Annotated in this window: 19 protein-coding genes and 1 pseudogene; all 20 read left to right on the top strand. The window is 51.4% G+C overall.

Going from position 1 to position 18,855, the window contains the following annotated elements; translation table 11 throughout:
* The first annotated feature begins 47 nt into the window (after nucleotides 1-47).
* Nucleotides 48-1,298, top strand: a complete 1,251-nt coding sequence (locus tag IBT46_RS19250; protein ID WP_370569502.1) for a terminase large subunit domain-containing protein — start codon at nucleotides 48-50, stop codon at nucleotides 1,296-1,298.
* A gap of 1 nt (nucleotide 1,299) precedes the next feature.
* Nucleotides 1,300-2,706, top strand: coding sequence for a DUF4055 domain-containing protein (locus IBT46_RS19245; protein ID WP_200546966.1), 1,407 nt, complete (start codon nucleotides 1,300-1,302; stop codon nucleotides 2,704-2,706).
* The gene (locus IBT46_RS19240) at nucleotides 2,690-3,802 is read left to right on the top strand and encodes a phage minor head protein (RefSeq protein WP_200546965.1); all 1,113 of its coding nucleotides are present in this window, start codon (nucleotides 2,690-2,692) and stop codon (nucleotides 3,800-3,802) included. Before IBT46_RS19245 ends, IBT46_RS19240 begins: the two co-directional genes overlap by 17 nt.
* Before the next feature lie 84 nt (nucleotides 3,803-3,886).
* Nucleotides 3,887-4,672 carry a hypothetical protein gene (locus IBT46_RS19235; RefSeq protein ID WP_200546964.1) on the top strand — a complete coding sequence of 262 codons (786 nt, stop codon included), beginning with the start codon at nucleotides 3,887-3,889 and terminating at the stop codon, nucleotides 4,670-4,672.
* Between the two features lie 10 nt (nucleotides 4,673-4,682).
* Nucleotides 4,683-5,636 (top strand): major capsid protein, encoded by a 954-nt coding sequence (locus IBT46_RS19230; protein ID WP_200546963.1) that lies wholly within the window; start codon nucleotides 4,683-4,685, stop codon nucleotides 5,634-5,636.
* Nucleotides 5,588-5,917: an Ig-like domain-containing protein gene (locus IBT46_RS27735; protein ID WP_200547001.1), complete on the top strand. Its 330-nt coding sequence runs from the start codon at nucleotides 5,588-5,590 to the stop codon at nucleotides 5,915-5,917. Before IBT46_RS19230 ends, IBT46_RS27735 begins: the two co-directional genes overlap by 49 nt.
* Before the next feature lie 41 nt (nucleotides 5,918-5,958).
* The gene (locus IBT46_RS19220; protein ID WP_200546962.1) at nucleotides 5,959-6,354 is read left to right on the top strand and encodes a protein singed; all 396 of its coding nucleotides are present in this window, start codon (nucleotides 5,959-5,961) and stop codon (nucleotides 6,352-6,354) included.
* Between the two features lies 1 nt (nucleotide 6,355).
* Nucleotides 6,356-6,739 carry a glutamate 5-kinase gene (locus IBT46_RS19215; protein ID WP_200546961.1) on the top strand — a complete coding sequence of 128 codons (384 nt, stop codon included), beginning with the start codon at nucleotides 6,356-6,358 and terminating at the stop codon, nucleotides 6,737-6,739.
* A gap of 1 nt (nucleotide 6,740) precedes the next feature.
* Nucleotides 6,741-7,292, top strand: a complete 552-nt coding sequence (locus IBT46_RS19210) for a hypothetical protein (protein WP_200546960.1) — start codon at nucleotides 6,741-6,743, stop codon at nucleotides 7,290-7,292.
* A complete protein-coding gene (locus tag IBT46_RS19205; RefSeq protein ID WP_200546959.1) occupies nucleotides 7,289-7,681 on the top strand; it encodes a phage tail terminator-like protein in 393 nt (130 codons plus the stop codon). The genes IBT46_RS19210 and IBT46_RS19205 overlap by 4 nt, the downstream gene beginning before the upstream one ends.
* 22 nt (nucleotides 7,682-7,703) lie before the next feature.
* The gene (locus tag IBT46_RS19200) at nucleotides 7,704-8,876 is read left to right on the top strand and encodes a phage tail tube protein (RefSeq protein WP_200546958.1); all 1,173 of its coding nucleotides are present in this window, start codon (nucleotides 7,704-7,706) and stop codon (nucleotides 8,874-8,876) included.
* 54 nt (nucleotides 8,877-8,930) lie between these two features.
* Nucleotides 8,931-9,431, top strand: a complete 501-nt coding sequence (locus tag IBT46_RS19195; RefSeq protein WP_200546957.1) for a hypothetical protein — start codon at nucleotides 8,931-8,933, stop codon at nucleotides 9,429-9,431.
* A 158-nt stretch (nucleotides 9,432-9,589) separates the two neighbouring features.
* Nucleotides 9,590-9,736 (top strand): hypothetical protein, encoded by a 147-nt coding sequence (locus IBT46_RS19190; RefSeq protein WP_234480199.1) that lies wholly within the window; start codon nucleotides 9,590-9,592, stop codon nucleotides 9,734-9,736.
* 98 nt (nucleotides 9,737-9,834) lie between these two features.
* Nucleotides 9,835-10,005: pseudogene (locus tag IBT46_RS27350) on the top strand (DNA translocase FtsK); the annotation flags it as partial.
* A gap of 112 nt (nucleotides 10,006-10,117) precedes the next feature.
* Nucleotides 10,118-10,639, top strand: coding sequence for a hypothetical protein (locus IBT46_RS19180; protein WP_200546955.1), 522 nt, complete (start codon nucleotides 10,118-10,120; stop codon nucleotides 10,637-10,639).
* Nucleotides 10,640-10,712: 73 nt separating this feature from the next.
* Nucleotides 10,713-14,429, top strand: coding sequence for a phage tail length tape measure family protein (locus IBT46_RS19175; protein WP_200546954.1), 3,717 nt, complete (start codon nucleotides 10,713-10,715; stop codon nucleotides 14,427-14,429).
* Entirely contained in the window at nucleotides 14,429-14,893 is a 465-nt protein-coding gene (locus IBT46_RS19170) for a hypothetical protein (RefSeq protein WP_200546953.1), read from the top strand. Before IBT46_RS19175 ends, IBT46_RS19170 begins: the two co-directional genes overlap by 1 nt.
* Nucleotides 14,890-15,372 carry a DUF1833 family protein gene (locus tag IBT46_RS19165; RefSeq protein ID WP_200546952.1) on the top strand — a complete coding sequence of 161 codons (483 nt, stop codon included), beginning with the start codon at nucleotides 14,890-14,892 and terminating at the stop codon, nucleotides 15,370-15,372. The genes IBT46_RS19170 and IBT46_RS19165 overlap by 4 nt, the downstream gene beginning before the upstream one ends.
* A gap of 9 nt (nucleotides 15,373-15,381) precedes the next feature.
* Entirely contained in the window at nucleotides 15,382-15,762 is a 381-nt protein-coding gene (locus tag IBT46_RS19160; protein ID WP_200546951.1) for a nitrite transporter, read from the top strand.
* Nucleotides 15,759-18,851, top strand: coding sequence for a host specificity factor TipJ family phage tail protein (locus IBT46_RS19155; protein WP_200546950.1), 3,093 nt, complete (start codon nucleotides 15,759-15,761; stop codon nucleotides 18,849-18,851). Before IBT46_RS19160 ends, IBT46_RS19155 begins: the two co-directional genes overlap by 4 nt.
* Nucleotides 18,852-18,855: the final 4 nt, after the last annotated feature.

Here is an 18,855-nt window from a genome sequence, read left to right as displayed (position 1 = left end):
AAGAAGAGCCGTTCTATGACCTTCAGGTACTTGATAATAATTGCTACGTGACTATAGATGGTGCCATCCATCACAACAGCGGGAAAACTTGGGTTGGCTGCGGCGGGATCTGCAAAGGGATGTGGGAGCACCCCAAAATAAACCAGGGGTATTTTGCACCGACGTATCCACAGATCCGCGACATATTTTATCCCACCGTTGAAGAAGTGGCCCATGACTGGGGGCTTAACGTAAAAATCAACGAAAGTAACAAAGAGGTTCATTTCTACGCAGGCAGGCAGTATCGCGGAACGACGATCTGCCGTTCGATGGAAAAGCCGCAAACTATTGTTGGTTTCAAAATTGGCAATGCCCTGATTGATGAGCTGGACGTGATGCCAGCGAAGAAAGCGGAGTTAGCTTGGCGTAAGATCATCGCGCGTATGCGTTATAACGTGCCCGGTCTGCGAAACGGTATTGACGTCACAACTACTCCGGAAGGGTTTAAGTTCGTATACCAACAGTTCAAAAAAGCAGTCCGCGAAAAACCTGAGCTAACGAAACTGTATGGCCTCGTGCAGGCTTCTACGTTCGATAATGAAAAGAATTTGCCGCCGGATTATATTCCGTCCCTGATGGGGTCCTACCCCCCGGAACTGATTAAAGCGTACCTTCGTGGCCAGTTTACAAACCTGACCAGTGGGACCATTTACCACCAGTTTGATCGCAGACTAAACAACTGCAAGGAAGAAGAGCAGCCAGGTGAAGCTCTTTACATCGGTATGGATTTCAACGTTGGGAAAATGGCCGGTATTGTTCATGTTCTGCGTCTCGGTCTGCCGTGCGCAGTGACAGAAATAATCAATGCCTATGATACGCCGGATATTATTCGCATTATCAAAGAGCGTTTCTGGATGTATGACGGTAATGATTACCGTAAGGTCAGGGAGATCTATATTTATCCGGATGCCTCCGGTGATTCCCGCAAATCCAGCAATGCAAGCACTACGGATATCGCTCAGCTCAACGCTGCAGGATTTAATGTGATCGTCGATGATTCCAATCCGCCGGTTAAGGACCGCATTAATTCAATGAATGCAATGTTCTGTAACGGCAACGGTGAACGTCGCTATAAAGTTAATGTGAAGCGCTGCCCTGTTTACACTGAATCGCTGGAGCAACAGGTATGGGGAGACAACGGCGAACCGGATAAAAAGAGCGGTAATGACCACCCCAATGATGCTGGTGGATACTTCATTGTGAAGCAATTCCCAATAGTTAAACCTGCATTCTCTATCTCACTGGATACGACATTCTGATATGGCAAATAACGATATTACATTTGTCCGTCCTGAGGTCAGGGCGGCTTTGCCCGTGTGGAAAAAAATTAGAGATGTTTGCAAAGGCCCTGACGCTGTCAAAGCGGCTGGCAATGCTTACCTTCCGTATCTCGATCCATCGGATAAATCATCGCGAAACAAAAAACGCAATGAGGCCTACATTGAACGTGCAGTGTTCTACGCGGTGACCGGGAATACAAAAATTGGGCTGGTGGGTTTGGCATTTCGCAAAGACCCGACCCTTACAGCACCGGAAAAGCTGAGCTATGTGAAAAAAAATGCAGATGGAGCAGGCACGAGCATATATCAGCAGGCTCAGCAGGTGCTTGAGAATGTGCTCGAAGTGGCACGCGATGGCCTTTATGTTGATTATGCTGAAGCAAGTGGTGAGGCCATTGTGCTGCGTTACCAGGCTGAGAATATCATTAACTGGCGTACGGAGCGGATCAACGGACGTGACCAGTTGATGTTGGTCGTGCTCCGGGAGTGTATAGAGGAACCGGATGGTTATGGATTTAAGGAAATTAATCAGTACCGGGAATTGTTACTGGAAAATGGGCGTTTTATATGCCGAGTTTGGCGCAGGACGGGGGATACGCAATCAGGCCCATACGCGATTAGCTCTAAATACCATCCGAAACCAAAAGGTGAGCAGTATTGGGATGAAATTCCGTTCACATTTGTCGGTGCACAAAATAATGATCCAACGATTGATGAATCTCCCCTCGAAGCACTGACAGAAATTAACCTGGGCCATTTTCGTAACTCTGCTGACTATGAAGACAGCGTATTTTTCTGCGGGCAGGTTCAGCCGGTGATTTCAGGGCTTGATACCACATGGCGCGACTGGCTCCAGGAAAAAGGGATACGTGTCGGCTCCCGCAGTCCTTTCCTGTTGCCGAAGGAGGCCAGTTTCACTTATGCCCAGGCGGAACCTAACACCCTCGCTAAAGAAGCTATGGACAGCAAGCGTGATTATATGGTGCAGCTCGGTGCCCGATTGATAGAACAAAACTCGGCAGTAAAAACAGCCACACAGGCTACGGGAGAACAAACATCTTCAACGTCTATCCTCGGTATTTGTGTTGCTAACGTCACGGAGGCATATAGTCGAGTTCTCGCATGGTGCGCCCGATATCTTGGCGTGAAGAATGAAACCACGGAGTTTGTTATCAGCCAGGAGTTCATCGCTAAAATTGCCGAGTCCGGAATGTTAACGGCAATCGTCAATGCCTGGCAGGTTGGTGCCATTCGTGACGAGGATATGGTCAGGGCGATGCAAAAACTGGACATTATTGACCCCAGCGCTGACCCGGATACCGTAATGGATGCGATGCGTAACAGATCGCCTACGTTGATTGGTGGTAACAATGACCTCGGCGAATGACAGTTTGCGGGATGAATCTATAGCTCATGCTATCTGGTTGAGCCGATACAGCACTGGCGTTGCTAACAAAATGGTTAATCTGCTCAATGAGAGCGATGCCGAGCTGACAGCCCGACTTCTGGTTGCTATAGACGGACTGGACGTGAACAGTTTTACAGTAACGCGGTTACAGGCACTACTCGCCAGCGTCCGGGCTGTGAACAGGGATGCAGTGCTATCAATGCAAAGTGCGCTGTCAGCCGACCTGAGCGAACTGGCGCAGCATGAAGCGGGTTTTCAATTGAGTCTCTTTCAGTTTGCCATTCCAGATGATGTGCTTGCGATCCACCCGTTAGTCGGTATTTCTTCCGATGTGGTGTATGCCGCAGCGATGGCTCGTCCATTCCAGGGCCGTCTGCTGAGTGAATGGGCAAGTAATCTTGAGTTGGATCGCATGACCCGTATCAGCAACACGGTACGGCAGGGTTTTATGTTGGGTGATACTCATGAGCAAATAGCCAGAAAAGTGCGCGGACATGCCAATCGGGGCTATCAGGATGGAGCACTTCAAATGAGCCGGGCCAACGCTGCCAGCATTACCAAAACGGCGGTAGGGCATCTTGCCGCGACGGCACGGCAGAGTTTTGCGACGGCGAATGACGATATCTTAAAGGGCAAGCAGTGGCTGTCTACGCTGGATAACAAAACGTCAAAAGATTGCCGTATTCGCGATCGTCTCAAATACACGCTGGATGGAAAACCTATAGGCCACAAAATTCCCTATTTGCAGGGGCCGGGGAAAATTCATTTTTGCTGCCGTAGCACTGAAACGCTCATTCTCAAATCTTCTGAGGAATTGGGGATCAACGTTGGTGAGGTGAAGGATAGCTCCCGCGCCAGTATGGATGGTCAAGTGCCGTCAGATACTGATTATCAAAAGTGGTTTTCGCGGCAATCATTCACGCGACAGTCAGAAATTGTAGGCATTACGCGTGCCAGGCTAATTCGCGACGGTGGTTTGTCCCCGGATGAATTCTACAGTGACAAGGGCGAATGGCTGACGCTGGAGCAACTGCGTGAACGTGACGCGCAGGCATTCAGGAACGCCAAACTTTAACCCACAAATCTTCTTCAATCAGGCTGCCTCAGGGCGGCCTTTTTTATTGGGCCAGGCCCACAGAAACGATCCCAAGGGGACAACATGCTTATTCGTAACATGCTCATTAAATATTACTCGGCAGCTGGTGGTGAGGGCGGTGATGGTGGTGGAGCCGGTGGCGGTGCACCTGAAATCACACCAGAAATTCAAAAGCTGATCGACGAGCAGGTAAATGCCCAGGTGTCCGGCCTGAAAACCAAAAATAGCGAACTGCTGGGAAAACTCAAGGAGTCCAGCGATTCACTAAAGCGTTTTGATGGTATCGATCCTGACGCAGTAAAAACCATTTTGCAGCGTTTTTCCGATGATGAAGAAGCAAAGCTGATCGCCGCCGGAAAGATTGATGAAGTGCTTGATAAGCGCACTGAAAGGATGCGGGCTGATGTTGAAAAGCAAATCAAATTAGCCAACGAACGTGCTGATAAAGCGGAATCGTTTTCCAATAAATTCCGGGATCGAGTTCTTGGTGATGCTATTCGCGGTGCTGCGCTGAAAGCTGGCGCGCTGCCTGAAGCGTCTGACGATCTCATTCTCCGTGCCAAAGGCACTTTCCAGCTCAACGATGATGGCGAAGCCGTAGCTGTTGATGCAAATGGCGATGTTCTGTTCGGTAAAGACGGTAAAACCCCGTTAAGCCCTGTTGAATGGGCTGAATCTCTTAAAGAGACGGCACCGCACCTGTTCCCGCGCGCTGAAGGTTCCGGGGCTGGTGCTCATAAGCCAGGTGGCGGCGGTGGCAGCCTTAAACGTTCAGAAATGAGCTCCAGTGATAAAGCGGATTACATCCGCAAACATGGCCAGCAGGCCTATCTCAAATTGCCTAAGTAAGGATTAATCAATGACTACGACTGTAAACAGCGACCTGGTTATCTATGATGACCTCGCGCAGACAGCATTTCTTGAGCGTCGCCAGGATAATCTGGAAATCTTCAACGCCGCATCAAATGGCGCAATCATTCTCGATAACGAGCTTATTGAAGGTGATTTCCGTAAACGCACCTTCTATAAAGTCGGTGGTTCAATCGAATCACGCAATGTGAACTCCACCGACCCTGTAACGGGTAAAAAAATCGGAGCAGGTGAATCGGTTAGCGTTAAAGCCCCGTGGAAATACGGTCCGTATGAAACCACTGAAGAGGCATTTAAACGTCGTGGTCGTGACGTGAGTGAATTCTCAGAAGTGATCGGTGTCGATGTGGCTGACGCGACGCTGGAGGGTTATATCAAGTACGCGCTTCAGGGGCTTGTTGCCGCAATCGGCGCAAACGCGGGAATGACTGTATCTGCTGATATTGCCACTGATGGCAAGAAAACCCTGACTCGAGGCCTGCGTAAATACGGTGATAAATTTAACCGCGTTTCGCTCTTCGTTATGCACTCCACCACATATTTCGACATTGTTGATCAGGCTATCGACAACAAGATCTACGAAGAAGCAGGCGTTGTGGTGTATGGCGGCCAGCCGGGCACGCTGGGTAAACCTGTACTGGTAACTGATACCATGCCAGTTGATGCGATTCTTGGTCTTGTGGCTGGTGCGGTATCCGTAACGGAATCACAGGCTCCAGGTTTCCGCTCTTACGATATCAATACCCAGGAAAACCTCGCAATTGGCTATCGTGCTGAAGGCACGGTTAACGTTGAATTGCTGGGTTACAGCTGGGATGAGACAAAAGGCGCAAACCCTGATTTGACGAAAATCGGTACTGGCGCGAACTGGAAGCAACATTTTACCAGCAATAAATCAACTGCTGGTGTGCTGATCAAACTGGAATCCGGCGCGGGGGAGTAATTCTGTCAGCGGATAAAACCTCCGCAACTGCTGACAGCACCGACGCGGTAACAATTTCTCTCAAATACACCAAAGATGGTGCCGGGGTTTCTGGCGCAGCTGTGGCGTGGGAGTCTAACGGCGGCACGCTCAGTGCAGCGACATCGCAAACTGGCTCTGCTGGTGGCTCAACCGTGAAACTCACATCGGATATTGCGGGTTCCTTCACTGTGACAGCTACAGTCGATGGTGTAGTAAAAACGACTGAGGCGATAGAGTTCACCGCTCCATCAGGTGGTTAATCTCCGGGGCGCAATGCCCCGTTTCTTTTACCGGGATGGCTATGACCGTTTATATAACACTCCAGGACGTTGACGGCATTCTGGGTAGTTCATGGGCTGCCGCCGACAAAAAGTCCAAAGCAGTACTCCAGGCTAATACCTGGATGACGGGGCTTAATCTTCAGGACATCGAACCTGAAAATATTCCAGACACTGTGAAACAGGCGGGGGCGTACGCCGCATCTGTTGCCGCCGCCGGCAATCTGTATCAGCAAAAAACAGATTCAGGCGTGGTGACCAGTAAAAGCGTTGAAGCTGATGATGTAAAGGTTTCACGAACATTCGCTGAGCTTTCAACGACCAGCACGGCGTTGCTCGACCCCGATCTGCAACTGGCTCTGGCGATGCTCAAACCGTGGATGCTCAGCCCTTTACAGACATTCTTTGTGCGGGCGTGATATGGGCATTCGTGACGAGTTGCAAAGCGAAATCGCCGCGGCATTCGATACCGATCTGCAGGATGCGGTTAACGAGTTCAGCGGCAGTTACACGGTCCGCGGTGCCTGGGACCCGGTGACAGAAACCGGAAGTGAAACGCTGGTGTCGTATACCGGGCGCGGAGTTCTGGCCCGCTACAAACTACGCCGAATTGATGGCGTTAACATCCTGCACGGTGACCTTAAGTTAACCGTCCTGGTTAACGAGGTAACTGATATCCCAGCGGTCGGGCATTTCATCGCGGCACCGGACCCAATAACCAAAGAGATTCAGCGCTACGAGGTCATAACAGCCGCTGCTGATTCTGCAGACGCTGCATATTCCATTCAATTGCGGAGGGCGTGATATGGCTAAGGGCTGGAGCATTGACCCGGCAGCTTTTGCCGGGCTGGTGGCCGAGGATGTCAAACTGCGCCAGCGAACGATCGCTATTCAGCTACTAAACGAAATTGTCCAGCGGTCGCCGGTTGGTAATCCTGAGCTGTGGGCCATAAACGCAACAGCTGCCCAGTACAACAAAGCTGTGGGAGAGTGGAACGAATCTCTCTACAACGACCCGGCAAATCTTACAAAGACCGGCCGCCTCAAAAAGAATGTTCGGGTTAATGACAGCATGGATATTCGACGGCCGGCAGGGTATCGAGCGGGAACATTCCGCGCATCTCACTTTGTCAGCATTGGCGGTCCTGATTACGCGGTCCCAAAAGAACCAGATCCGCATGGAACGCAAACGATACTCAACGGAACAGGCATCATTGACCAGGCTCCTGCCTATTCGGTGATTTATATCCAGTCGAATCTGCCGTATTCCGTCCCCCTGGAGAACGGCCTCTCAACGCAAGCGCCAGCGGGCGTTTATGCCGTCTCGTTTAACGGAGTAGTTCAGGCCTACAAATGACCCTCACAGAAATCAGAAACGCTGTCATTTCCCGAATGACGGCTCAGACCTCTATTGCCTCAAATGATGTGGATTACCCCAATGGGCCACTGTTTGACCCCAGCGGTCGCAGCATTTGGGCGCGGTTCACAAATATCCCCGGCATGGCGGGCGCTAACGAAATCGGGGCCGGGCCAGCAGTTCAACGAACCGGCGTGGTCATCATCCAGCTGTTTGTCCCGGTAGGATCCGGCACGCTGCTGATGACCCAGACGGCGGACAAATTAACGGAGCTGTTCGAGTTTCAGAACGATGGACGCCTGAGTTATTTCGCTGTTTCGGCTGTACCGGCCGGTGAAACTGATGGCTGGTCCCAGCTAAACCTTCAAATTCCCTACCGCGCTCTGTAGCGCACAATGACAGGAGGCTCCTGTGAGTTCAGGCGCAAAAGTAGTAACCGCGTTTATTCGCGAAATCACCCCGGGCGTTACGCCCACGGCTGGTGCATGGGAGCTGTTAAGACGTGCATCATTTGGCGTCGCACCAACCCAGAACACCAATGATAACGACGAAATCAGCGGTAACCGTATGGCGCAGGGGGTATCCCGCGGCACTATCGATGTTGGCGGTGATATCGGCATGAAATTCCGCTGGAACCAGCACGATGCTTTTCTGGCGAGCTGCTTTGGTGCTGAATGGCTGAATAACATCCTGACGATGGGCAACTCGCGGATTACGTTTTCAGTAGCCTCATACGCTGAAGATGTAGGGATTGCGCAGATCGCCCGCGGTTGTCAGGTTTCCACTCTGCAAATCGAAATCCCAAATGATGGTGATATCACTGCTACTGTCACGTTTGCCGGGCTGGACTGGGAAACGAAGGGCGACGATACCAGCTTCTTCAATGCGCCGGTCGATAACGCAGGCGCGTTGCGTTATTCGTTTAAAGAAGTCTTAGCCCTTAGCCTGAATGGTGTTGCGGGTGGTAACGGTTTTTGTGTCGATACCTTCAATATCCAGTTTGACAACAACATGCAGACTCAGCGCTGTATCGGTACAGGTTCGGCCTTCGCAGGTGCAAACATCCCGACCACATTCACGCCATCCGGGCAAATCACGCTGTCGTGGTCAAAAGCCGCATGGGAGGTCTATAAAAAAACCTTCACGGGCGAAACGGTGCCATTCAGCTTCACCCTGGGAAATGCAGAAGGGGCTTATACCTTCGATTTCCCTGAGGTGCAGATTTCCGGCGACTGGCCTGATGCCGGTAGCACGGACATTGTGCAGGTCCAGCTGGATATCACTGCTGCCAACACCCCGCCGACGATTACCCGAGAGCCTAAAGTGGCAGCAACTGCAATCACCCTTGCGCCGTCCACTTCATCTGGCGCTGTTGGCTCCTCCGTAAACCTGACCGCCACATTAACGCCTGCTGATGCCAGCGATGTAGTTGAGTGGACATCGTCAAATCCAGCCATTGCAAGCGTGGTATCTACCGGACAGAAAACTGCGAAGGTCACGCGCAATGCGGCGGGTGTGGCAACAATCACCGGCAAGGCTCGAGCCTTTACCGCGACGTCTGAAATTACCGTCACCGCCCCTTAATTTTCCTGACCCGTTCCGCAGTGCATCGCGGTTCGGGCTTTTTATGGAGTTTTTATGCTGATTATCACCCCTAAAATTGACCTGGACGGCGAGCGCTGGTTTTTCCCCTTTAAGAAACCAGAAGGAAGTAAGAAAAAATTCACCGAAGAAGAAGAAGCACTGTTTAAGCTGCGCCTGCTTGTGGCCAGTAGTGAAAACCATCAGTACCGCTCGCGTAATGCTCTGGTTCGCCGCCATATCGATAAACTGGATGCCTCTTATCAGGTAGGAACCAATGATTTCAATCTGGCCAGCGTCGGAGAGATTGATTCTGTTGATGACCTGATGATCGACAACTGTACCCGCTATTTGCTAAAGGGCTGGGAGGGTGTAGGCGAGCTGGTGGATGGGGTAGAGGTCGCTATCGACTACACGCCAGAAGTTGGGGCGGCAATGTTGAAACAGCGTCCTGATATCTACTGGCGTATCCTGGCAGAGGCCGCAAATATTGCTCAGGGTAAAGAGCAGCAGACTCAGGAAACCGTAAAAAAGCCACCGAAGCGCAGCGGTGGCTGAAAGAGTTCGGTGGGGAACGGGGCGCTAAAGCAAAGTGGCGGCGGGAGCAATTAAACCTCCCGCCAATACCCGAGCCTGAAATTGATGCTGTGACCGGGGAGATCCTCAACGCCTACGCTATGATTTCTCGCTCCCGACAATATGCTGGAATGGCTGGAGTGCCACTTCCTCTGTCCTTGAATGATATCGACCGCTATCTGACCTCGCGTACTATCCTGATTGACCGCTCAGAGTTCGACGCGGCTATACTGGCGCTTGATGATGCCTGGCGGGAATCGTGGGCAGTGGATCAGAAGCAACGTTAGCGTAACAAGTAGTTGAGCGTTGCCTTGATCTCTCCCTATGCTAATCTGTGTGCAAATGTTAATTAGGGAGAGGGTGCGTGGATACCGAAAATTATGACGAGCCACTTTTTGATCAGGCTGTCAGTTTTGTAATTGATAAACAGAAAGCTTCAGTGGCTGGACTACAGAGATTGTTCAGAATTGGATACAATCGTGCATCATTAATTATCGAGCGCATGGAGGATACTGGCATTATTTCTGCCCCGAACTCTAATGGAGTCAGGAGTGTAAACTTTACAGATTATTTTCAATTCATTGATTCCAATAAAAGCATACATGAACAACATGATTCGATCGACGATATGTCGAATGTGGTGCCTTTCCCTAAAAGGAACTAGCGAGATGAAAAAAAAAGTTTTTTTTGTGTTGTTCGCGTTAACTTTAGCGGGGTGCGCCAATAATGTTGGGTTAAATCCTGAAACCAATATCAGTAAATTTGATGGTGTTAAAACTGTTACAATTCAGCCTCACGGTGCCGATTGCTGTATGTCAATCGGGGGATTTTGGACAGAAAAAGTACCTGACATGGCAGTTCTAAACCTAACGACTTATGTTAATTATATGAATTTGGAAGGGGCTGAATTGCGTGTTGACGATAAGATCATAAAATTGCAGCCAGTAGACACGCTAACTAAATTTTCGCAAATGTACCCTGGCAATAGTGGGGTGGATATGCCTACATCTACGCGAGGATTCGCCTTACCTCTCTCAGAGCTGCGGCAAGTTATGACAGCGAAAACATCGATGGTCAGGTTAACGACTCTTTCGGATGGAGCTGTAATTGGCACGATTAAAGATGGAAAGAACGACACTAAGGCATATTATGCCTTACAAAGGTTCCTAAACCAAATCCCCAGTAAATAGCTAACTTCATTATTTAGATGATTTTTATAGAACCTCGCTACGGCGAGGTTTTTTCATACCCGGAGAACGACTAATGACTGAACAAAAATCACGTCTCGCAATAATTATTGATAGCTCCGGGGCAGAAAAAAATGCAGGAAGCCTTAGTGACGCACTTAGTAACCTCACTGAATGGGGCCTCAAGGCTGTCGCCAGCGCTGGAAAGGTAACAAGGGCTACCGAAGAAGAAAAAAATGCAATGGATAAATTGCGCGCTGCAATTGATCCTGTCGGCGCAGCCATAGATACCGTAGGTAGAAGGTATTCGGAGTTAAAAAAATACTTCGACAAAGGAATAATTAATAAGGAAGAATTCGACTTTCTATCCAAAAAATTAAATGAAACAACTGAAGAATTAAGTGGTGTTGCAAAGGCCCAGCGAGAGGCTGAAAAAGCGGGAAAAATGGCGGCGGCGCAGCAAGAGGTACAGGCTAAAGCTTTTGATGCAATACTGGCAAAAATTGATCCGGTTGTTTATGCGTTAAAAAACCTTGATCAACAGCAACGACAGATTTATGAGGGTGCCCAGAGTGGCAGAATCAGCCTCGAACAATACGACTCTTACAGTAAAAAAATAGCTGAAATGCGTAAGGAAGTATCCGGTGCTGCCCAGGCAGAACGCGATGCAGCAAAAGCCCAGGAAGAGCAAATAGCCTCGCTGGCACGGCTGGAGGCGAAACTCGATCCAGTAACCAGCGCACTGAAAGCGCTGGACCAGCAGCAGCGTCAGATCTTCGAATACACCTATAACGGTGCGCTAAGTATTCAGCAGTATGACGCTTACAGCGCCAAAATTGCCGAAACTCGACGTGAGTTAACGGGTGAAGCCCAGGCAGAGCGCGAAGCTGTCAAAGCGCAGGAAGAGCAGCGTGCATCGTTACAGCGGCTGGTTGGCCAACTCGATCCATTTTCCACAGCGCTTGAAAAAATTAAGACTCAGCGCGCGGAATTATCAGCTGCCAAAAGCGCGGGCTTACTCACCCCTGAATATCACGCAGAGCTTTCAGGCAAACTGGATTTAACCGAAAAGGGACTTCGCCAGGTCAGCAATGAAATGCGTTACGGCGCAATATCTGCCGGCCAGTATAAAAATGCTATGCGTATGCTCCCTGCTCAGATGAATGACATTGCCGTTAGTCTGGCTGGTGGTATGCCACTGTTCACTATCTTCATGCAGCAGGGGGCGCAGATAGCCGATTCGTTCGGCGGCTGGGGGAGTCTGTTCGATATCATAAAAGAGCAGTTGCTTGGGGCTGGGGATGCAGCTGATGATTCCAATGATTCACTGTCTGATAACGCTAATGCCCTGTCAGAAAATGCGGAAAACGCAAAAAAACTGACCGGCTTCCTGAATCCGATGACAATAGGAATCGGTGCTCTGATTGCTATTGTTGGTACCCTCACATACGCCTGGTACAAAGGTAGTCAGGAACAGCAGGATTACAATAAGGCGCTGATCATGACTGGGAACATTGCCGGTACTACCGCCGGGAAGTTAGCGGACATGGCATCACGTGTAGCATCCGACACTGGTAACCCTATTGGTGATGTGGCTGATGTACTGACAAAGGTTGTGGCAAGCGGGAAGATCGCAGCTGGCTCAATAGAGGCGGTAACTAGCGCAATTGTTTCGATGACCGACTCATCAGATATTGCTGCGGAAACGCTGGTCAGTGATTTTGAGAAAATCGCGCAAAACCCAGTAACTGCCATTGGTGAACTGAACGAAAAATATAATTTCCTGACACTGGATATCTACAACCAGATCCGCGCGCTTCAGGAACAAGGGCGCACCCAGGAAGCTGTTAAGCTCGCGACCGATACTTACGCCAATGCTGTTAATGGAATGTCTGACCGACTGGCTGATAACCTTGGTATTATCGAATCAGCATGGAAGACTTTGGGAGATACCGCTAAGGGTGCATGGGATGCCATGCTTGACATCGGGCGTGAGAAGACTTTGCAACAACGGCTGGATAGCGCCAGAAATGTAGTAGAGAACACCAGGAAATTATCCGCATTTGGCTTTCTTGGTGGGGATAACAGCGCGGTAACGGCTGGAGCTGAACGAGAAGTTAACTTCCTTTCTGCAATGATTGATTTCCAGGATGAATTTAATAAAAGGAAAGTGGAAGAACAGCGTATTCAAAACGAAGGAATTGCAGCACAAAGAGAAATAAACGCTCTTATGGATCGATATGCCAGCAATGCAGAAAAGAGGGCTAAAGCACAGCAGAAATACACGCAAGATCTTATCAAGGCCAGAGCGGCTGGCACGGTAATTACAGCTGAGCAGGAGGCGCAAACACGAAAGAACATTAATGATCAGTTTAAAGATCCTAAGACGCCGCAAATGCCAATAAGCAAGGCGTATACGGAAGATGCCGCCACCCGACTCCTCGATCAGATTAATCAGCAAAATGCGGCAATGCAGTCCCAACTGGACACCAGTGACAAGCTGAACAGTGCAACACAAGCAAGAGTCAAGTTCGAACAGCAAATTGCCGATCTCAAATCTAAAACACAGCTAACCGCAGATCAGAAATCAATACTTTCTCGCTCCGATGAAATTTTGCATGCTTACAAGCAACAAGAGGTATTGCAGGGCACAGTTAAGACGTTGGATGATTACCGGAAGATGCAGGAGCAGATTGCTCCTAAGGAAGTTAAGCAGAATGATATCCTGCAAAAACGCCTCCAAATACTTAATGAAATGGTGAGGTTAGGTAAGTTAAAGAAACCGGAAGCTGACAAGCAAGCATCTGACCTAATTTCCAGCATGCCATTGCCTAATTCTGTGATATCAGCCGTAAATAAAACGGGAGGAACTTTAACTTCTGGGGCTACGAGCCACGACATGGCCGGTCAGGGGCTTAACATGATTGGCTTACAAGTTGATCCCCAGCTTGAGGTAATCGAAAAGCTCAAAAGGGCGCAGACTGATTATGCTGAGTGGATGAAGGTGCAGAATAAGTTGATAGCACAGGACTCAATTCTAACCGAGCAGCAGAAGGCTGATAGGTTAATGGAAATTCTAAATAATCAGCAAGTTTTAGAGGCTGCGTTATATGTTGCGCAGGCTCAATCAGCCCAGAACTCCTTTTCAGTGATCACAGATTCCATGGGAATGATGTTTAGTGAGCAGTCGGCCATGTATAAAGCGGCTTTTGTTACACAGAAAGCATTCGCGATCGCTCAGGCCGCTTTACAACTCCCTATGGCTATGGGGCAAGCAATGGCCGGATTGCCGTTCCCAGCTAACCTCGCCGCTGTAGCTCAGGTCATTGGCCTCATGGCAACTATCACTTCCAGCATCACCAGCGCAGCTGCTGTTGGCTTTGCTTCCGGCGGCTACACTGGACCCGGCGGTAAGTACCAGCCTGCAGGCATTGTTCATAAGGGCGAGTACGTCTTTGACCAGGCATCAACGAACCGAATCGGGGTGTCTCAGCTTGAGGCACTTCGAAGCGGCAAGCCGCTTGATGCAACGCTGGGGCGATCTGGTTTCGGCACCGGAGTCAAGAACGTAAGCAACAATAACCAGATGACGGTAATTCAGCCGAATGTCACAGTGCCGCCGATAACCATCAACGGAAACCCATCAGATGCAACCATTCAACTCGTTCAGCAAGCGCAACGCGAAGGAGCTAAACAGGGTTACCAGCAGGTCGCCCGAGACCTTCTGCGGGGAGCTGGTGAGGTGCACAAGGCATTAACTGGAGGATATAACACCGGCCGGAGGAAAAGTTAATGGCTGAAATCTTTTATCCACATGAGTACCTCCCAATGCCGCAGCAGGAGGGTTACGGGTTCCAGCCCGTAAGCCCATTAAAGCGAACCCCACTGACAACAGGACGTTCCCGACAGCGGCGTGCTTACACATCCACACCGACAGAGGCTTCTGTTTCATGGTTCATGGAAACGGATGCGCAAGCACAGGTTTTTGAAGCTTGGTTCAGAGATACGATTTCAGATGGAGCGGCATGGTTCCAGATGAAATTGCAAACGCCGGTGGGTGTGAAGTTCTACAAATGTCGGTTCACTGACATTTATCAAGGACCAGTGCTGGTGGCACCGATCTACTGGCGGTATTCGGCAACGCTTGAGTTGTGGGAGCGTCCATTGCCGCAGCCCGGCTGGGGTAATTATCCTGAGCTTCTGGCTGGCTCTTCAATCATTGATATCGCTATTAACCGGGAGTGGCCAAAAGCATGACCATACTCAACCGGCTTTATGCTTCCAGTGGATCAGAAGTCATTATCGAAACGCTGCAGATTAATGTCGGCAGTCAGGTCTTTCACCTCTGCCGTGGGTGGGATGATGTGACAGCGAAGGATGAGTCGGGAAACTCACTGACCTTCACGGCGTGTGGTATCGATATCGCTCTGCCGGCGCGTAACGCCGATGGCACGCAGGACCTGAAATTTGCGATCAGGAATATCGACGGTGAGGTTTCAAACACCATCCGCGACGCCCTCGCTGTTCTGGACCGCGCTTCGCTGACGTTCCGGCATTACGTTTCGACTGACCTCACCGCACCTGCATCATCACCCATCCGGCTGGCTATCAAGTCTGGCTACTGGACGGCATCGCAGGTGCAGATTACGGCGGGCTATATGAACATCCTCGACAGCGCATGGCCCCGCAAGCGCTACACGCTGAACGAACACCCCGGCCTGCGCTACCTCAGTTAAGGAAATACCATGTTCGATCCTGATAAATACCGTTCAGTCACCTGGCTGAAGGGCGGGAGAGTGTTCCCGCAACTTGACTGTTTTGGCATCGTAAATGAAGTGCGTCGCGACCTGGGGTTAGCTGAATGGCCGGATTTTGCCGGAGTGACGAGAGACGGAGCCGGACTCGACCGCGAGGCGAAAAAGCTGATGCTGTCACTGCAGCGCTGTGAACCAGAAGAGGGAGCCGGGGTTGCGTGCTACTCCGGCAGCACGGTGACGCATGTCGGCGTGGTCATTCGCATGGCTGGCCAGCTTTATGTCGCTGAATGCAATCCGGGCAGCAATGTCACCTTTCAGCCTGTCGCGCGTTTCTCCAGGCCGTATGTGAAAGTGGAGTTCTGGAAATGACAATCCGAGTGTACCCCTCCCGGTTACCCGGTGAACCGCTGGAAACGCACGAACATCCGGCGATGACCCTGCACCAGTGGTTTGCCGAAAACGTGAAAGAGTACCGCAGTGACATCACCTCGCCGGTGGCCGTTGAGCTGAATGGTGTTTCAGTACCGTTGAGCGAGTGGCCACTCTGCCAGTTGCAGGCCGACAGCGATGTGAGGATTTATCCCGTTCCGTACGGCACCGGGCTGGAGATTGCCGCGTGGGCAGCGATAGCCGTTGCTGTAGCGTCAGCAGCCTACTCGCTGATTATGATGTCGCAGATGAAGATGGACGGCAGCTCCACGGCTAACGGAGATACGCTGGACCTGTCACCAACGAAGGCGAACTCGGCAAAGCTGGGGAGTCCGATACGTGAAGTGCTGGGCCGCTACAGAGTGTTCCCGGACTACCTGATGCAACCTGTCAGCCGTTTCGATAAAGACAACCCGCAAATCTACCGAACCAGCATGTTTCTTTCGCTCGGCGTGGGTAACTTTTCGATCAGCAATGGCGACATAAAAATCGGTAACACGCCTGTTTCGTCGTTTGGTGATGATGTCAGTTTTACGATTTATCCACCAGGTGCGGATGTCAGCGCCGATCCGCGCGCGGATAACTGGTATGCCTCAACAGAGATAGGTGGGACCACATCCGGCACGGCTGGTCTTGACCTGGCATCAACCGGGCCATCGTCTGTCAGCATCTCTACTGATGCGGTCAGCGTCTCAGGCAACGCCATTTCGATGATCGGCGGAACGTCCAGCGATGAAGATGACGACGATGATTCTGTTATCCCTGAATCGTGGAAAGAGGGCACGGTGATCACAGTGACCGCGCCGGAAACCTTCACTGTGGCCAGTGAAGAAGGGCGATCGGTTATCTACGGTGATATCACTGAGCTGGCTCCCGCAGTTGGCCTGCGTGTTGCACTGACCTGGAATAACACGGATTACGATCTGTATGTGTCGGCGTTTCACGCTGGCACGCCAGCGGTGCCCGGTGTTGGCGGTAATGCTGCGTCCCTAACCGGCAGCGCTGCGCCGGTAACATACGATTTCAGTGAATCACCGGTATCTTTCACACTGAGCTGGGCAGGCGCGAGTTATGTCGTTTCACTGTCTGCAAACTACACGACGATGGCAGGGCTGACGGATGCGATTGAGGACCAGCTGACGGGCAGCGGTCTGTCCGTTTCAGCAGTTGATACCCGTATTCGCATCGGTGAGACAGACAGCCCCTACAGCGGTAACAGTATTGGTTACTCCCTGCTGCCGGTGGAGCTGTTTGGCGATGATCCTGCAGTTGTTGCTGGTGTGGCATCTTCGGGTGGTACGCCTGCTGTACTGCCGGGCGTATCACTTGCTTACGGCAGCGCATCAGGGCAGGCGTTTTCGGGTCTGCCTGTTGGCCAGCAGCGTCTGTCCCTGGCCCTGCGCGGGCGGCAGTACCGCATCACCGAAATCGACGGCCTGACAATTACCGTGCAACGGCTAGTCACGAACAATGATGGCTCTGTGATTACTGATGCCAGCTGGCCGGGATTCACTCCGCGCATTCTGCTTGACGCTGCTGTAACCGGGCTGAACGACGCCAGTGAGTGGATGGGGCCGTTTCTCTGCTGCCCGGCCAGCGAGACAACAACCAAAGTTGAGCTGAACTTTGTTTATCCGCAGGGTCTGGTCGATATCGGCAGTAAAGACGGCGCTATCCACTGGCATGACGTCGAAATTATGGTCCAGTACCGGTTGTCGGGTAGTGAGGCATGGACCGATTTCAAAATAAAACACGGGAACGATACGGTTAACGAAATTGGCTACACCGAGTCGATCACTTTCCCTGTTGCGGGTAACTACGAAGTCAGGATTAAGCGCATTACGCCCGTCTGGGGCGGCACCACGCGCGATTCTGTCCAGTGGCAGTCGATGAGAGCGAAACTGTCAGCCCGTCCGGTGAGATACCGTGATATCACCACCATGGCGCTGACCGTACGTACCGGCAATCGCCTCGCTGCTCAGTCCGACCGTCGGGTGAATATCACCGGCACACGGCTGTACGGTAACGGCATGCAAAATCGCAGTATCTCCGGTGCCCTTCACCATGTGCTGACAAGCGCCGGGATGGAGGAGGGGGAAATAGACTCAGCGGCAATCAACGCGCTTGAGGCTCAGTACTGGACGCCACGCGGTGAACGGTTCGACTTCTCTGCTGACAGTGACGACATCTCAGTACTCGATATGGTGCAGAAAATCACGAATGCCGGGATGGGATACTTCCTGCTCAGTGACGGGCTGGCATCAGCCGGTCGCGAAGGGATCAAGCCGTGGACTGGCATTATCACCCCGCAGGAATCCACGGAAGAACTGCAGACGTCGTTTTCCGCACCGTCGGCAGATGATTATGACGGGGTTGATGTGACCTATATCAACGGTACAACGTGGGCCGAGGAAACCGTGCAGTGCCGGACCAGTGACAATCCTGTGCCGGTGAAAATTGAGGATTACAAACTGGACGGCGTTACCGACCCGGACCGCGCATATCGCATCGGCATGCGCCGGTTAATGAAGTATCTGCATCAGCGGCTGGGCCACACGGTCAGCACCGAACTGGACGCACTCTGCTACGACTACGGCGATCGGATTGTGCTTGCTGACGATATACCGGGTAGCAGCACCATCAGTTGCCTGGTGGTTGGCGTGGAGAGTGCTGGTGGTCTGGTCACGTTAACTGTCAGTGAACCGCTGGACTGGACCTTCACAAACCCGCGCTGCCTTATCCGGTTCCAGGACGGCAGTGCATCAGCCCTGCTGACGCCCACGCGTATTGATGACTACACACTGACCCTGCCGGAAACGGCAGCGCTCAGGCTCGATGAATGGGAAATGGATGACGGCGCGATTGAGCCACCACGGCTGGTGTTCTGCTCGTCGGAACGGGTGGGCTATGACGCACTGCTGTCTTCGATCGAACCCTCTTCTGACGGCACGACAGCGGTTAATGCCGTGCAGTACACACCGCTGCTGTATCAGCACGACGACGCCACGTATCCCGGCGATACCGTTTAACAAC

The sequence above is a fragment of the Erwinia sp. S38 genome (genome assembly GCF_016624545.1).
Classification (GTDB): Bacteria; Pseudomonadota; Gammaproteobacteria; order Enterobacterales; family Enterobacteriaceae; genus Erwinia; species Erwinia coffeiphila.
The sequence above is the reverse complement of the archived record's forward strand: the minus strand, read 5'-3'. Positions and strand labels throughout refer to the sequence as shown.

Bases quoted from the DNA above. Each gene is read 5' to 3' on its own strand.
- IBT46_RS19245 (WP_200546966.1), top strand. From the start codon at position 1,300: ATGGCAAATAACGATATTACATTTGTCCGTCCTGAGGTCAGGGCGGCT.
- IBT46_RS19240 (WP_200546965.1), top strand. From the start codon at position 2,690: ATGACCTCGGCGAATGACAGTTTGCGGGATGAATCTATAGCTCATGCT.
- IBT46_RS19235 (WP_200546964.1), top strand. From the start codon at position 3,887: ATGCTTATTCGTAACATGCTCATTAAATATTACTCGGCAGCTGGTGGT.
- IBT46_RS19230 (WP_200546963.1), top strand. From the start codon at position 4,683: ATGACTACGACTGTAAACAGCGACCTGGTTATCTATGATGACCTCGCG.
- IBT46_RS19220 (WP_200546962.1), top strand. From the start codon at position 5,959: ATGACCGTTTATATAACACTCCAGGACGTTGACGGCATTCTGGGTAGT.
- IBT46_RS19215 (WP_200546961.1), top strand. From the start codon at position 6,356: ATGGGCATTCGTGACGAGTTGCAAAGCGAAATCGCCGCGGCATTCGAT.
- IBT46_RS19210 (WP_200546960.1), top strand. From the start codon at position 6,741: ATGGCTAAGGGCTGGAGCATTGACCCGGCAGCTTTTGCCGGGCTGGTG.
- IBT46_RS19205 (WP_200546959.1), top strand. From the start codon at position 7,289: ATGACCCTCACAGAAATCAGAAACGCTGTCATTTCCCGAATGACGGCT.
- IBT46_RS19195 (WP_200546957.1), top strand. From the start codon at position 8,931: ATGCTGATTATCACCCCTAAAATTGACCTGGACGGCGAGCGCTGGTTT.
- IBT46_RS19180 (WP_200546955.1), top strand. From the start codon at position 10,118: ATGAAAAAAAAAGTTTTTTTTGTGTTGTTCGCGTTAACTTTAGCGGGG.
- IBT46_RS19175 (WP_200546954.1), top strand. From the start codon at position 10,713: ATGACTGAACAAAAATCACGTCTCGCAATAATTATTGATAGCTCCGGG.
- IBT46_RS19170 (WP_200546953.1), top strand. From the start codon at position 14,429: ATGGCTGAAATCTTTTATCCACATGAGTACCTCCCAATGCCGCAGCAG.
- IBT46_RS19165 (WP_200546952.1), top strand. From the start codon at position 14,890: ATGACCATACTCAACCGGCTTTATGCTTCCAGTGGATCAGAAGTCATT.
- IBT46_RS19160 (WP_200546951.1), top strand. From the start codon at position 15,382: ATGTTCGATCCTGATAAATACCGTTCAGTCACCTGGCTGAAGGGCGGG.
- IBT46_RS19155 (WP_200546950.1), top strand. From the start codon at position 15,759: ATGACAATCCGAGTGTACCCCTCCCGGTTACCCGGTGAACCGCTGGAA.